Below are 14,686 nucleotides of genomic sequence, written 5' to 3' on the forward strand. Positions count from 1 at the left end.
CATGGCAAATAATACGAACAAATCAAATCGTGGTGAAAAAAAGGAAATGGCTATTGCCGGTGCAATTTCATTCGGAGCTGCGATTCTTGGTACACTAGCCCAGTCAGGTGTAACCCGAACAGCAGCGAAAATGAAAGAAAAACCTACTTTGCTTGATAAACTGCGAGAGCGTAAACGCCTGATGTACCTTAAAGGAGAAGCAATCCATCGGGAATATGTAACACGAAAAGAAAACATTCGTGAATCAGCAGTAATTAACGCAAAAGTGGCTGTTAACAATAAACAAACTGTTTCTGTAGAGGAAAAAGAGCTCGTATGATTACGAGCTCTTTTTTTGATTTTATTAGGAGTGAATTTTACTTGTGTCTATTGTTATTTGAAGCTTAAAACTGTCTATGTAAAAGACGAATAAAATCAGATGACAATATGGTAAGGCACCGGTTGCAAAGCATCGGATTTCCGTTGCAGGCGAACGCTTTCCACGGGCATGGCTTCAGCTAAATTCCAGGCAAAAAACGCCTAGAATATTATCTTCAGCTCATGCTATTCCCGCGACGGACACGACGTCCTAGTGCCGACAATGCCACAGGACGTGGCGTTATGTCGGCTTGGAGTCGTCGCCTTCCACTGCAATCCTGGATGGAACACCGGACATAGCGGAGAAAAGATGCGAGACTCCCGTGGGAAGCACAAGCGTACTGAGACAGTGAGGCGCTTGCGCCACAGTGGCTCAGTGTTTGCCCGCAGGTAAAGAAAGACACTGAAAAAGCGACTGAAAGGTAGCTTGAACAGATGTCGCACTTATGCCCTTGGGTGAAAGCGAGCATTCTTTTCGTAGCGGCGGCTTATCCCCAAATACTTTTAAGAGCCTAACTATAGGCGGAAAATACTTCTATCTCACCTCCTATTATTATCTGCCGCATAGGAGTGTCAAATTTGCATAAATAAGGGGGCGATGTTTATGGCACAAATAGGCAAGCTACTTGCTTTGGACAATCTGACGTCTAAGAGTAGCATAATGATTAGGTGAACTAGTTCTTTCTATATAAAAACACCGGATGCTCACTTGGATAAGCATCCGGTGTTTTTTATTATTGTGTACTGCTTGTTTGTTTCATTGTGTCTTTGATCGTTTTCCGTTTCTCATACAAGTAGTAACCAAGTGAGAGGAGTCCGTAGAATCCATTTAAGCTCTCTTTGTCATTGACATGTTTTCCTTCGAGTACATTCGTTTTTAATGCGTCAGTTGCTTCTACTGCTGTAACGGAAAGTTTCTGTGAAGCACGGCCAGCGTCTCCAAGGATGTCGAACACTGGTGTCAGTTCTGCAACTTTTCCATTTACGTCATTAAGTGTTGAATTCGCCGTGTGCATGACGTCTGTCGCTTGACTTGTTACGTTATCAATCGTATTTGGCAGTTTGTCTGTTGTTTCCTTCAGGCTATCAAGCAAGTCCGACACTTTGCCGAGGGGCTTGATCAGCACGATGGAGATAATGAGAAGGGCGACCCCGATAACGAGTACGCCAATTCCAAGCCATAGCATGAATGATTCCTCCTTATTGTCCGTTGGATTCTGTTGGCTGTCTCTTTTTATAGTTCTTATATTTGCCAAATAGTGAGATGGCAGTATCTCCCCATTTGAGCGTGTCAGTCATTGCCTTCGTTGGCTTACCTTGTTTATTCAGACGGTTGGACACTTCATCAATTGATTCTTCCATATAATGCATAGAAGATTTCAACTGTCCGGCTGCATCAGCAACACCATCAAATGTCTGAAGTTTATTTTGAGCGTCTTCAGCGATTGTATCTGCCTTTTCCATAAGTGTCTGTGCTTTATCTGTCACAGAATTTACTTTCGTTTCGGCGCGCTCGATTGTGTGTTTAATCTGTTTCACACTGCTCATTACATTTTTTAGTGTGATGATGAGGTAGACTGCGATTAGTACGAGGGATAGCGCTGCGATGACTGCGCTTGCGTATAGCAGGATTACCACAAGAGCACCTCCTTGCTTGTTTTTGAATTTCCTCTATATTTACCACTTAGAGGATGGAGTTAAACGCGTCAGGTTCAATTCGGGAAAACTCCACTTTCCTAGTGTTTAATGCTGAAAAATGGGGGAATATATCGTGTACAAGCAAATCTCACAACGACAAAGGAGCTGGAATTAATGGGAACTTCAAATAACAATAATACAGGTAATACAGGTATGTGGATTGCTGCAGGTGTTGCAGTTACAGGACTCTCGCTCGTTTTACTGAACCGAAACGCAAGAAATAAAGTGATGGATACATCAATGTCAATGAAAGATACAGCGATGGATTATGCATCCAACGTAAAAAATGATCCTTCAGGCGTAAAGAGCTCACTAATTGATCGCATCAAGACAACAAGCTCTATTACAATGGAAGCAGTCAGCAAGATTCAGGACATTTTGAATAACGAAGGTAAAGATCTTAAAGAAACAGCGAATACCCTTGTAAAAGATTCAAAGCAGATGATTAATCATGCAATGGAAGCAAAAGAAACATTGTTGGACGCAAAAGATAAATCTATGGAAGCTAAAGACAAGGCAATGGAAGCAAAGGATAACGTTATGGAAGCCAAAGATGACATTGCTCCAGATTCTAAAGGCAAAAATGACAGCAATTTGCGTCGAGTTGGAGGCGAACAAGTAACACCAGCTGTGCCTATGGATTCAGTTCAGCGCACAGGTGCCAATAAAGGCAATGACGCACAAGATCCAATCAAACGCTAATCAATAATTAGAAGATACACTGACCTCATAAAGGGTCAGTGTATTTTTTTATTTAACAAATACTTTAAAAACAGTCCTGTAATGAGTCCCGGCAGAAGGAATAACATTGGTAGCAAGACGGGTCCTGGGAACAATCCGAACAAGGTGAAGTGTTCTGAGAAGATGACACCAAGGGTGACAAAAAAGGCTGAGCTGACGAATGGGAAAAAATCATAAGCAGCTTGCTCGCCCTTTCCTTCCTTGTAAGCATCCCAAATCGCAAAAAAGTAAATACAAGGATAGAACATGAGCCAATCATAATTCGCAAGTTCTGCAGCAAGTTCAGTTTTTCCATTGAAACTGTGCATGATAATACGATTGAAATTACCGTTTACATTGATAATGATTTCCAAGAAAATAAACAAGAATGCTTTGATGTAGTGTCCGTTCAGTATTTGGCCAAACCCAGGAAAAGCAATGCCCCAGAGCAGCAGTTCCAGTTTGCTATGCTGCTTGGATGTAAAAGTTGAACTCATTATCTTTGGGAGACCCACTTCTCAATATTATCCTCAATGACATATAGGGGTGGCCATCCTGGGTGCTTATTATAGTATGGTTCAAGTTTATTCCCCTTTTCTGGGTTCTTGGGCGAGAGCTTGGCGGTCGGCTGTTTCGGGAGGCTGCTCCATCCAACCTTTTTTTATTGTTAGTTCAAGGCCTTCTTTGGAATAGGAGGCGATTTCGGCTGCAAACTTTGTATACTTTGCCTGTATGTCCATCCTCATTGACTGAGTGAGGCTTTGGCCAAGTGCGGTAAGACCGACGCTCGCCATACCATTAGCTTCATAAAGCATCAGCTTATCGGAATAAGGGGGAATAAGATTGGAATCGGTGACGAGTGAATTCGGGAATGAAGGGACGGGCACCTGGAATTCCTGTAGTAGCTTTCCGTATGCTTCTATTTGCTTTTCTGCAAGCCTGATCCCTTTAACTAAAAATTGCCGAACTTCATCATCCTTTGCAACTTGGCTGAATGCTGTATTCATCATGCTGCCGATGGTGTTATGAATAATGTTCATATGCAGATAGCTTATTTCAGTTGCCAATAGTGGTCTTTTCTGACGTCCAAAGGTACCTGAAGATATGAACTTATCATCTTCCACATAATCACGCTTATATGGATACGGGACAATGGGTGCAGGGACATACATGCCTTTATTAAGTGCCAGTTCAACAGACTGCTTGTGCAATTTGTTCGTTGCAGTGAGTGATTCGCTGAACAGTTCATATAGATCAGACCTTGCTGCTCCACCAATCGCTGTTGCGAAATCTGCCATCGCTAGTCGGGAGAAATTCATAATGTTATGGACATAATATTCATCTACAAAAAGACGAGGCGCCTTCAGATTCACATCGTTTGCGGTAAATCCAATTGGAATAGAGAGAGAAGCTTCGGACATGATTTTTACGGAATCGGATAAGAAGCTTCTCACGAAACTGAGTGCATTTTTAACGAGATCAACGACTTCAGGGATTTCGACATGTACAGAGAATTGTTCAAAAACTCGTTCACTCAATGACATGTTCATATAGTTCGCAAAAATTGAAGCAACCTCTGCAGAATTAAGCTGCTGCTCAACATTTTTATACGGTAAATCCGCCATGGCATAGTCCTCCTTCATAAAACAATCGTGCTTCTAGTTTTGCCTCAACTTGCCAAAATATGCGGTCATGCTACACTTGAAGGAAAAAGGAGCGGTAGAAATATGAAACAGTCAGAATACATACAACTGTCAGCATGCGAGCTTTCAGAACTGATAAGCAGTAGGGAAGTAAAAGCAGGAGAAATAGCAGATTTGGCCATAGGCCGTGCAAAAGAAGTAAATGCTGAATTGAATGCAATTGTCCATGAGCGTTTTTCAAAAGCTCTTAAAGAGACAGAGGAAATTGGTGAAGGCAGGTTCGCAGGTGTACCAATTCTTCTTAAAAATATTTCACAGGCTTTGGCTGGCGAGCCGCTCACTTCCGGATCTATCCTTATGAAGGATGCCAGATCCGAAGCTGATTCCAACTATACTAAGAAGCTGAAGGAAGCTGGCTTTGTTGTAATGGGTCATACGAATACACCGGAATTCGGACTGAAAAATATTACCGAACCAAAGCTGTATGGTCCATCTCGTAATCCATGGAACCAAGATTTCTCTCCAGGTGGTTCAAGTGGCGGAGCGGCAGCAGCTGTAGCTTCTGGCATTGTACCTGTTGCTGGAGCAAGTGACGGTGGTGGATCCATTCGTATTCCGGCTTCATTTACGGGGCTTGTCGGCCTGAAACCGACTCGCGGCAGAACTCCGGTTGGACCAGGAGTCGGCAGACAGTGGCAGGGAGCGAGTATCGACTTTGTGTTGAGCAGAACGGTGCCAGACAGCGCAGCATTACTTGATGAGTTGCAAGTTATAGAGGATGCAGCTGCTTTCCAGGTTCCGCTTTATAATGGCAGTTATGAAGAGGAACTTTATACAGGCTTGCAAAAACCACTTAGAATCGGTTTCACAGTACAGTCACCAGTTGGTACACCGGTCGCTTCAGATGCTGTGGAGGCTGTTCATAAAATGGCAAAATGGCTTGAGTCGGAAGGTCATATCGTTGAAGAAGCTGATAATCATGTCGATGGATATGAGCTCATGCGTAATTATTTCCTAATGAACAGTGGTGAAATGGCAGGAGTAGTCAAGGAAATGGAGGCGGCGTTTGGTCGGAAGCTACAGGCGCAAGATATGGAAATCGAGTCTTGGATTCTTAATATAGCGGGCCAGTCGGTTTCCGCTGCAGAGTTCACTGCGAGTCTAGCTTCCTGGGATAAGGCGGCAGCGCATATGGCTAAGTTCCATGAGAAATACGATTTGTATCTTACTCCATCGACTGCTTATCCTGCACCAAAAGTTGGTGAGCTGACTCATTCAAGAGAAAGTGAAGATCGTTTGCTTGAACAGATGGAAGGCGCATCAGCTGCCAAACAGCAGGAGATTATTTATGACATGTTCCTGCCAAGCTTGACTGTGACTCCGTTTACTCAATTGGCAAACCTGACAGGTCAGCCTGCAATTTCTCTGCCGGTACACTTGACTGAAGCGGGATTGCCTCTAGGTGTCCAATTAGTCGCACCGAAAGGGAGAGAGGATCTTCTTCTTAAGATCAGTGCATTAGCTGAGCAGTCTGATATTTGGCAAGGCATGAAAGGAAACCCTTACTTTAATTAATAAAAAACGCCTTTGATCCTATTGTCTAGGATCGAAGGCGTTTTCAGGTCTGATCGGGTTTTTTCTTTTATGATAGATTGCATTCACCTCAGCACCAATCATGAGAATGAGTCCTGTTAAGAAGAACCAAATCATGAGGATGATGATTCCACCGAGGCTTCCGTAAGTGGCAGAATAGTTTCCGAAGTGGCTAATATAAAATGAAAAAACGAGTGAGATGAGTAACCACAATGTGCTCGCTGTAATGGCACCTGGAAGTGTATGTTTAAAAGGCAGCTTCTTGTTCGGTGCGAAGCGATAAAGAATTAGAAGAATGCCCGTAATGACTACAATGGCGATAATCCAGCGGCCAAATTGCAAATAACTGAGCAATTTTTCGTTGATTCCAAAGAAAGATTCCAGGAAATTGATGATTGCACTTCCCATGACAGGCAGCAGGATAGCGACGATTAATGACAAAACCATCCCAATTGTAAGTACAAGAGCAATTCCACGAACGACGAGGAAGTTTCTCGTTTCATCGACTTCATATGCTTCATTCGATGCTTTGATAAAAGCATTGATACCGTTGGATGCTGACCAAAGGGCACCAATGATACCGATTGTCAGCAAGCCGCCCTTACGATCTTCCACGATGCTGACGATATTCTCTCTTAGAAGACTTCCCATTTCAGAAGGAAGTGTCGAATAGATGAAGTTCATCGCCTCCTGTGGAGAGATGTTTAAATAAGGAATGATCGCGAATGCAACGACAAGCAACGGAACAATGGAAAGCATATAATAATAGGCCTGTGATGCGGCCAAAAGGGTAACATTATCTTTTTTAAATTGGCCTAAAACTTCTTTGGCGAAGCTGAAAAAAGCGGACATGGCTAAACCTCCATCTTGGTGCGATTTGAATCTGTGTAGCTCTATATGTGATTCTGTTATTCCCGAAATGATTTTTTCTAACCCTTGATACATGTATATTCTGTACAGCGCAACGGCAATAATCTATGAAAAATGGATAGAACATTGCATAGCAGTTTCACAATTTAGTATGATTGTACCAGTATTCGATACAGGTCTACAGAAAGAAGGCGAAGGAATGACGATTGCAAATGATCGCAATGGCAGTGCGAAATTGCGCTGTGTGCTTGATAATATGAAAAAAGTAATAATTGGCAAGGAAGAGGCTGCAGTTCTCTGTCTTACAGCATTGCTTGCGAAAGGACATGTACTCCTTGAGGACGTTCCAGGAGTAGGAAAGACGATGCTCATACGGACATTGGCAAGGTCCATTGGCGGTAAGTTTAATAGAATCCAGTTCACACCTGACCTTCTGCCGTCTGATATAACAGGTGTTTCTGTCTACAATCCAAAGTCACTGGAATTTGAATTCCATAAGGGACCAATCTTTGGAAACGTTATCCTCGCCGATGAAATCAACCGGACATCTCCGAAGACGCAGTCATCGCTTCTTGAAGCGATGGAGGAAGGAAGCGTAACTGTGGACGGGCAGACTTGGCGTCTGCAAAGCCCGTTTTTTGTAATGGCGACTCAGAATCCAATTGAACATGAAGGGACATATCCGCTGCCGGAAGCTCAGCTTGATCGGTTTATTCTTAAGCTGAGAATGGGGTATCCTGACCACGATGCTGAAATCGTTATGCTGGAGAACCAATCACAAGGAAATCCTCTAGCAGAGATAGAAACTGTCCTAGATGCTGCTGATCTAGTACTTATGCAGCATGAAGCGAAGGAAGTACATGTTGAACGAAGTATTCTTGATCTAATTGTGTCCTGGGCCCAGGCAACGAGAAACGATCCTTCCATTGAGTTGGGGATCAGCCCGCGTGGGACGCTTGCCCTTATGAATGCAGCAAAGGCATATGCGTACATTGCAGGGCGTGATTATGTGCTGCCGGATGATGTGAAATACTTGGCTCCGCATGTGCTTAGCCATCGCTTGATCCTTGCACCTGAAGCAAGATATGCACGCAAGAGCGCAGATGAAGTTCTTAAAGGCATTATTCATTCTATTGATATTCCAATTGTAAGGAATTCTTATCATGAAGCATAAAATCCGTCTAGTGGCAGGGGTACTATTCCTCATTGCCGCGGGGATTGCTCTTTTTTCTTTTGCGATGTTCCAGGGAGACAGGGTTAGCTGGTTCCTATTCTTCGGCTATATGCCAATTTTCTTGTACGAACTTTGCATGCTTATGTTCTCATTTCGTAATTGGAAAGTGGAGCGTATGCTGTCGCAATCGGTTGTTCAAGCAGGAGAAAAAGTTCATGTACGTCTGATTATGACGAGAAAATGGCCTTGGCCACTTTTTCTTTCTGTAGTGGAAGATTTGCTGCCGGAAAGCTTGCATCACAATTCAATATCGGGTGAATATATCCCGCAACGGATGAAGAGGCTGTTGTTTCCCGGATTTTCACGCAAGCTTGTCATATCTTATGAAATTGAATCTATTCCTCGTGGTACCCATGAATTGAATGGGGTGCGTCTCATGGCTTCTGATCTATTCGGTCTTATTAAAAAAGAATACACACTGTACGTAAAGGACGTAATTGTCTGTTATCCGAAGGCAAGACATCTTGCAGGGTACGAAAATGGATTGCTCTCGAGTGAAGGTGTCCAGGTCGGCGTCTTACCGGTACAGACCGGAAACATTGCTGCAGGTGCAAGGAATTATGTTGCAGGTGACAGGCTGTCCACTATTGATTGGAAGAAAACTGCCCGACTTCAAGAGATGATGACTAAGGAATTTGAGCAGGAGACGGGCAGAGAAATAATGCTTGTTCTTGATGCATGTCCCTATGACAATATGGAACCATCCGCGTTCGAAATATCGATTGAAATTGTACTCGGGCTGATCCGAAAGAATGCGGGTAAAATGGACGGGTCGTTTCTTACAATTGGCAAAAGTACGGAAATGTTTAATTTGGCACGCGGAGATTCAGAAACAGAGATTTTGCAGCATTTGGCGCAAATGAAACAGGATGCCCGCCGACCTTTTTATTCACAGTTGGAAGAAGCGGTGCTATTCAGCAAAGGTCGCAGAGATGTTACAATTGTTACGCCTAATTTGAACAGTTCACTGGAAAAGACAATTTCACAAATCCAGTTCCAGCATGGGAATGTCATTCTTGTTCTCGTTCAGCCTCGTAAAGAAATGTTATCTGTACAAAATAAGCTTGCCGAATCCAGGGTGCGTATTTTCATATATGATAACGAGCATATGCATGGAGGTGACAGAGGATGATACGTCAAAGAACGATGCAGCCTGTCATACTCGAAGCCATTATGTATTTGTTTGCCTGGCTGCTCTTCCTGGAATGGATTTATCCAGTTGGCAGAGTTGCTGAGCTTACAGGTATTCCAATTCTCATTATGTTCTCCGGCTGGTGTTTCTTGATTTCATTGCTATCAATTCGTTGGTGGCTTGGACTTATATTAAAAGGAGCGGCACTTATCTTCGCCCTTCAAAAAATATGCTACAAAGGCTCATTCCTGGAAGGTTCCTGGGTTGGGCGCTTTTCTGAAGAACTGAGTAATAATTTGAGTGTGCTTTTTTCGGGAACGTGGCAAAACTTGAATGAGATGTTCCGTGTGCTGCTTATTTTAGTCCTCATTTGGCTCATGAGCTATTTGCTGCATTATTGGTTCGTACTTATGAAGCGTGTGCTCCTTTTCGTATTGGCGACGATTGTATACGTATCTTTGCTTTCCACGTTCCTTGATTATGATGCGAAGATGGCTATCGTTCGGATTTTTATTTATTCAATTCTCGCATTTGGACTCGCCAACATATTGAAGACGGTTGATAAGGAAGTCGTTGCTTTGCCAGCGGGCAAACAGCTGTCCAAGGCATTGATTGCTTTACTAGCTTTTATGCTTGTAACACTTGGTGTAGCAGTCGCTTCTCCACAATTTGAACCGCAATGGACTGATCCGGTACCAGACGTGAAGCAATTTGCTCAAGAAAAATTAGGTGTTCGATTAGGCAGTCCAATGCGCCGTGTAGGTTATGGAGAAGATGACAGACAGTTGGGTGGTTCCTTCGTTCAAGATTATTCACCAGTCTTCAAGGCGATTGTACAGACAGACAATTACTGGCGTATCGAGACAAAGGATTTCTATACAGGAAAGGGTTGGAAACGTTCTGTTGCCCGTCCGCTGGAAAAGCAAATGGATGGTTTCATTGAACTTACTGATTATGAGGCAGGAAGTGAACATGCTAAGCAGCAGATCGGCAAATTGGAGTTCGAAGATGACAAGGCTCTGGACAAGCTGCTCTATCCATATGGTGTGGAAAGAGTTGGAGGGGATGCGGATTTCTATCTGGAGCCAATTTCAGAAGCCATCCATATTGAGAAAGATGGTAAGGATGCGCATCCAAAGAGCTACAATATTGAATATAGCTACCCTCAGTACGATGTGGGAAAATTGCAAAAAGCCCATGGCTCTGAGCCTGAAGCGATAGTTGATTTGTATACTCAGCTTCCCGCACAGTTGCCAGAGCGAATTGGAAAGCTGGCCAATCAGATCATATCTGGAGAGAAGAACCGGTATGATCAGGCTAAAGCGATTGAACAGTATTTTCATCAAAATAGTTATTCCTATGAGACGGCCAATGTGCCAATCCCTAAGGATCGACAGGATTATGTTGATCAATTTTTGTTTAATTCCAAGGCAGGCTATTGTGATAATTTTTCGACGGCAATGGTTGTTATGCTGAGAAGCCAAGGGATTCCTGCTCGTTGGGCGAAAGGATTCACTAGCGGAGATAGGGTCGGCTCTGAGGAAGTCTCGGGAGAACGCTTTTATGTGTACGAGGTGACGAACGCGAATGCCCATTCCTGGGTAGAAGTGTATTTCCCAGGAAGCGGCTGGGTGCCGTTTGAACCGACTCAAGGCTTTTCCAACGAAGCACAATTCAATCAGTCAAGTCCGGAGCACCAGCAAACCCCGAATTTGAATGCTGAAAACAAAAGCGACGAACGGAGCGACACTAAGGAAAATAAAAAACGACCGGATACTTCTACCGCTGAACGGCAGCCTAAAGAGGAACTGGGCAATGATCAGGTGCATAAAAAAGCATCCCCTGCAATGAAAAAACCTGGCAAAGCATCCGGGAAATCTTATTTGTTAGCTATCGTTATTGCGATTGTCGTTATTATAGCGGCAATTCTATACTATAAACGGTGGAGAATCCGAACAGCACTTGTCCGGAAAAAACTTCAGAAGCCTGACAGCATCGACTCAGAAGAGAAAGCATACAAGCACGTACTTGCACTTCTTTCCGCAAAAGGTTTGCCGAAAGAAAAGGGTCAGACGCTTCGCGAATATGCAGAACGAGTGGAACAGGCTGGCATCGGGAGTGAGTTCAAAGAGCTGACTGAGATGTATGAAGGACTGATCTACAGTGGTAAAAGTCGAGAAATGTCGAAACAAGCATTTATTTCATGCTGGGAACGGTTAACAAGTCGAATATTAGCTTGACCTGAGCATCTCTCGTTGGGTAAAATAAACTAAAGCAATTGATAGATGCGCACGGACGTCATACACACATTTGACTTTTTACGGGAATTGGCAGGCTCCTGCCGATTCCTTTCGTGTTGAGAGCGCAAAAGGTTCATCCTTTTCCTTTATATATAACAATTTGACCAGATGGGAGACTGACTCATGATCAATAACGAAATGATTCTCGTCCTGGACTTCGGGAGCCAGTACAATCAGCTGATTACTCGCCGTATCCGTGAATTTGGCGTGTACAGCGAATTGCATTCACACAAGATCACAATTGAAAAAATCAAGGAAATGAACCCGAAAGGTATCATCCTTTCCGGTGGCCCGCACAGTGTTCTTGATGAGAACAGCTTCCGTTGCGACGAACGTATCTTTGAACTTGGCATTCCTGTATTCGGTATTTGCTACGGCATGCAGTTGATGTCTGTACATTTCGGTGGACGTGTTGAGACTTCCAACCAGCGTGAGTACGGTAAGGCCGAAATCACACTAGGAAATAATGCTGAATTGTTCGCAGGTACACCTGATGGACAGACAGTATGGATGAGTCATGGTGACAAAGTTGCCGAAATTCCTGAAGGTTTCCAAGTGGATGCAACAAGCCCATCAACACCATTCGCAGCGATGAGCGATCCGTCTCGCAACCTTTACGGTGTTCAGTTCCACCCGGAAGTTCGTCACTCCGAGTATGGTAACGATGTGTTGAAGAACTTTGTCTTCAACATTTGTAAAGCAACAGGCGACTGGACAATTGGCAACTTCATCGAAATGGAACTTGAAAAGATCCGTAAAGAAGTTGGCGATAAGAAAGTATTGTGTGCCTTGAGCGGCGGCGTTGACTCTTCTGTAGTAGCAGCATTGATCCACAAAGCAATCGGCGATCAATTAACATGTATCTTCGTAGATCATGGCTTGCTTCGCAAAAACGAAGGCGACGAAGTGATGAAAGTATTCGCAGAAGATTTCCATATGAACATCATTCGCGTGAATGCACAAGAACGTTTCCTTTCTAAGCTTGCTGGTGTAGCAGATCCAGAGAAAAAACGTAAAATCATCGGTAACGAATTCATCTATGTATTCGATGATGAAGCGTCTAAATTGAAAGACATCGATTATTTGGCACAAGGTACGTTGTACACAGATATCATCGAAAGTGGTACTGAAACAGCACAAACAATCAAATCTCACCACAATGTTGGCGGCTTGCCAGAAGACATGCAGTTCAAATTGATTGAACCGCTTGACACATTGTTCAAAGATGAAGTACGTGCACTTGGTACAGAACTTGGCTTGCCAGATCATATCGTTTGGCGCCAGCCATTCCCAGGTCCGGGTCTTGCAATCCGTGTTCTTGGTGAAGTAACAGAAGAAAAGCTTGAAATCGTCCGCGAATCCGACTGGATCCTACGTGATGAAATCGCAAAAGCTGGTCTTGAACGCGATATCTGGCAGTACTTCACAGTACTTCCGAACATCAAGAGTGTCGGCGTAATGGGCGATGGCCGTACGTACGATCACACAATCGGTATCCGTGCTGTAACATCTATCGACGGTATGACTTCTGACTGGGCTCGTATCCCGTTTGAAGTATTGGAGCAAGTCTCCCGCCGCATCGTTAATGACGTTCAGAACGTTAACCGCGTTGTGTATGATATTACTTCTAAGCCACCTGCGACTATTGAGTGGGAATAAGAAAAATTAATTATAAAAGCTTGGGGAACCTATGTTTAATAGGTAATTCTCCAAGCTTTTTTGTTTGATAGTAAATTTGAAACCAAAAGAAATTTAATAGAGTTATAATTACATAAAAAAGGTAGTGATTTTTTATAATGTTAGATTCTGAAATAAATTATTGAGCGATACATTGCAGTTTTTTATTACAAACCCTAAGCGGAGCTCCTTTTTAGTGACGGAGGTGCAAGATGAAAAAGATTTTACGCGTCATCGGCCGGCTTATCGCGCTTATTCTGTTTTTCTTAGCATGCTGGGGGTCAGCATGGTCTCTGGGCTATATGCACAGCGTTTGGGAAGATGGGCGGCAGCAGCCTGAGGAACACAAAGTAGAAGAAAAAACGGTTCTGCGCACAAGATCCGGGGTTATGACATATTTAGCCCTATTTGATAAGGAAGCAGCCAGAGAGGTTTTTGAAACCTTGGAGCCAAGCCGGTATGCGTACGTGTCCGCGTCGCAATTTAAACAGCTGCGTCCCGGAGACAGCATAGATGTGCGAAAAATAAAGGGCGAATACAGCGCCACGAGCAGAACGTTTATTTCTGATCTCGCCACTGCCTTCTTTCTGGTAGTCCTGATTTTGTTGTATCCCGTTTTTTACCTGGCTTATTTGCTTGATAAATGGGTAGTAACCAGAGAGGTGATCGCACGGGTCAAGCCACTGCTTTTGTGGACTGGAATCATATTGCCGTTTAGCCTGTTTGCGCTCTTTTGCTTTTTCTCCTTACTCGGCGGCATCCAAACAATATTCTCTGTGTCAGCGTCCTACACGGGGACACAGATGGAGAAAGAAGCTGTTATCCTTGACAGTTATTCTTATATAGACAATTCGGGAAGACTGACCGTTCATTATTATTACAAGGCGATCGTATTCCAGGACGAGTCAGCTGGAGATGTCTACATGACAAAAGGAATGTCCCGCGAAGAATTTGAAACGCATAAAATCACGCTGCCGGTTGCTTATCAGGAGGGAAAGCCTCTTGATCTCCACGTACGGGACTCTGAAACACACAATCTTTGGTATTATTTGTATGACCAAAGTGATTTGGTTGGCAGCCTGCTCGGGTTGTTGTTTCTTTCCTTTTATGGATTCTTGTTCTGGGAAATCTGGCGCTTGAAAAAAGGAGAGCACAGGAATCGCAAAAGCAAACGGCGGAACTGAAACACCCCTTCTGCCAATGGCAGAAGGGGGTGTTTGCGTTAATATCGGCAAATCTGCGGCCCACCGGAAAAATCCTAATCCTTGCCCACAGCGGGAAACGAGCCGTCCGCACTTGAGATCAGAGTCCAGGAAAATCTGTTTGAAAGGGTTTGGGCTTGAATTCTTTTGGAGATACATCAACAGTTGTTGTACATATAAAACGCATATGAGAAAAGATAGAGTTTGATCCTAAAAATCAGTATTGTTAGAAACAATCTGGGGGTCTGGATATCGATTTA

General features: G+C 43.7%; 13 protein-coding genes. 8 read left to right on the forward strand and 5 right to left on the reverse strand.

The features are described from left to right. The first annotated feature begins 1 nt into the window (after nucleotide 1). A complete protein-coding gene (locus QR721_RS03285) occupies nucleotides 2–319 on the forward strand; it encodes a hypothetical protein (RefSeq protein WP_348029054.1) in 318 nt (105 codons plus the stop codon). Between the two features lie 772 nt (nucleotides 320–1,091). Here QR721_RS03285 and QR721_RS03290 read toward each other — a convergent pair. After that, nucleotides 1,092–1,544, reverse strand: coding sequence for a DUF948 domain-containing protein (locus tag QR721_RS03290; protein ID WP_348029055.1), 453 nt, complete (start codon nucleotides 1,542–1,544; stop codon nucleotides 1,092–1,094). Nucleotides 1,545–1,557: 13 nt separating this feature from the next. Beyond that, entirely contained in the window at nucleotides 1,558–1,995 is a 438-nt protein-coding gene (locus QR721_RS03295) for a DUF948 domain-containing protein (RefSeq protein ID WP_348029056.1), read from the reverse strand. A gap of 174 nt (nucleotides 1,996–2,169) precedes the next feature. Between QR721_RS03295 and QR721_RS03300 the strand changes: the two genes are divergently transcribed. Beyond that, nucleotides 2,170–2,757: a hypothetical protein gene (locus tag QR721_RS03300; RefSeq protein WP_348029057.1), complete on the forward strand. Its 588-nt coding sequence runs from the start codon at nucleotides 2,170–2,172 to the stop codon at nucleotides 2,755–2,757. A gap of 35 nt (nucleotides 2,758–2,792) precedes the next feature. Here the strand turns inward: QR721_RS03300 and QR721_RS03305 are convergent, their stop codons facing one another. Then, nucleotides 2,793–3,272 carry a hypothetical protein gene (locus QR721_RS03305; protein ID WP_348029058.1) on the reverse strand — a complete coding sequence of 160 codons (480 nt, stop codon included), beginning with the start codon at nucleotides 3,270–3,272 and terminating at the stop codon, nucleotides 2,793–2,795. 87 nt (nucleotides 3,273–3,359) lie between these two features. Further along, nucleotides 3,360–4,400, reverse strand: a complete 1,041-nt coding sequence (locus QR721_RS03310; protein ID WP_348029059.1) for a DUF3231 family protein — start codon at nucleotides 4,398–4,400, stop codon at nucleotides 3,360–3,362. A 102-nt stretch (nucleotides 4,401–4,502) separates the two neighbouring features. On the opposite strand from QR721_RS03310, the gene QR721_RS03315 reads away from it, so the two are divergent. Beyond that, complete coding sequence (locus QR721_RS03315) at nucleotides 4,503–5,993, forward strand: amidase (protein WP_348029060.1); 1,491 nt, start codon at nucleotides 4,503–4,505, stop codon at nucleotides 5,991–5,993. 18 nt (nucleotides 5,994–6,011) lie between these two features. Here QR721_RS03315 and QR721_RS03320 read toward each other — a convergent pair whose 3' ends face one another. Then, nucleotides 6,012–6,863 carry a YihY/virulence factor BrkB family protein gene (locus QR721_RS03320; RefSeq protein WP_348029061.1) on the reverse strand — a complete coding sequence of 284 codons (852 nt, stop codon included), beginning with the start codon at nucleotides 6,861–6,863 and terminating at the stop codon, nucleotides 6,012–6,014. 217 nt (nucleotides 6,864–7,080) lie between these two features. Between QR721_RS03320 and QR721_RS03325 the strand changes: the two genes are divergently transcribed. The 5 genes from QR721_RS03325 (at nucleotide 7,081) to QR721_RS03345 (ending at nucleotide 14,408) form a co-directional block, all read left to right on the forward strand. Further along, nucleotides 7,081–8,055, forward strand: coding sequence for an AAA family ATPase (locus QR721_RS03325; protein WP_348029062.1), 975 nt, complete (start codon nucleotides 7,081–7,083; stop codon nucleotides 8,053–8,055). Beyond that, nucleotides 8,045–9,247, forward strand: coding sequence for a DUF58 domain-containing protein (locus QR721_RS03330; protein ID WP_348029063.1), 1,203 nt, complete (start codon nucleotides 8,045–8,047; stop codon nucleotides 9,245–9,247). Before QR721_RS03325 ends, QR721_RS03330 begins: the two co-directional genes overlap by 11 nt. After that, a complete protein-coding gene (locus QR721_RS03335) occupies nucleotides 9,244–11,487 on the forward strand; it encodes a transglutaminase TgpA family protein (RefSeq protein ID WP_348029064.1) in 2,244 nt (747 codons plus the stop codon). Before QR721_RS03330 ends, QR721_RS03335 begins: the two co-directional genes overlap by 4 nt. A 183-nt stretch (nucleotides 11,488–11,670) precedes the next feature. Further along, entirely contained in the window at nucleotides 11,671–13,206 is a 1,536-nt protein-coding gene (gene guaA / locus QR721_RS03340) for a glutamine-hydrolyzing GMP synthase (RefSeq protein WP_348029065.1), read from the forward strand. A gap of 230 nt (nucleotides 13,207–13,436) precedes the next feature. Further along, a complete protein-coding gene (locus tag QR721_RS03345; protein WP_348029066.1) occupies nucleotides 13,437–14,408 on the forward strand; it encodes a hypothetical protein in 972 nt (323 codons plus the stop codon). Nucleotides 14,409–14,686: the final 278 nt, after the last annotated feature.

The organism is Aciduricibacillus chroicocephali, assembly GCF_030762805.1.
GTDB lineage: Bacteria > Bacillota > Bacilli > Bacillales > Amphibacillaceae > Aciduricibacillus > Aciduricibacillus chroicocephali.

Bases quoted from the DNA above. Each gene is read 5' to 3' on its own strand.
- QR721_RS03285 (WP_348029054.1), top strand. From the start codon at position 2: ATGGCAAATAATACGAACAAATCAAATCGTGGTGAAAAAAAGGAAATG.
- QR721_RS03290 (WP_348029055.1), bottom strand. From the start codon at position 1,544: ATGCTATGGCTTGGAATTGGCGTACTCGTTATCGGGGTCGCCCTTCTC.
- QR721_RS03300 (WP_348029057.1), top strand. From the start codon at position 2,170: ATGGGAACTTCAAATAACAATAATACAGGTAATACAGGTATGTGGATT.
- QR721_RS03305 (WP_348029058.1), bottom strand. From the start codon at position 3,272: ATGAGTTCAACTTTTACATCCAAGCAGCATAGCAAACTGGAACTGCTG.
- QR721_RS03310 (WP_348029059.1), bottom strand. From the start codon at position 4,400: ATGGCGGATTTACCGTATAAAAATGTTGAGCAGCAGCTTAATTCTGCA.
- QR721_RS03315 (WP_348029060.1), top strand. From the start codon at position 4,503: ATGAAACAGTCAGAATACATACAACTGTCAGCATGCGAGCTTTCAGAA.
- QR721_RS03320 (WP_348029061.1), bottom strand. From the start codon at position 6,863: ATGTCCGCTTTTTTCAGCTTCGCCAAAGAAGTTTTAGGCCAATTTAAA.
- QR721_RS03325 (WP_348029062.1), top strand. From the start codon at position 7,081: ATGACGATTGCAAATGATCGCAATGGCAGTGCGAAATTGCGCTGTGTG.
- QR721_RS03330 (WP_348029063.1), top strand. From the start codon at position 8,045: ATGAAGCATAAAATCCGTCTAGTGGCAGGGGTACTATTCCTCATTGCC.
- QR721_RS03335 (WP_348029064.1), top strand. From the start codon at position 9,244: ATGATACGTCAAAGAACGATGCAGCCTGTCATACTCGAAGCCATTATG.
- guaA (WP_348029065.1), top strand. From the start codon at position 11,671: ATGATCAATAACGAAATGATTCTCGTCCTGGACTTCGGGAGCCAGTAC.
- QR721_RS03345 (WP_348029066.1), top strand. From the start codon at position 13,437: ATGAAAAAGATTTTACGCGTCATCGGCCGGCTTATCGCGCTTATTCTG.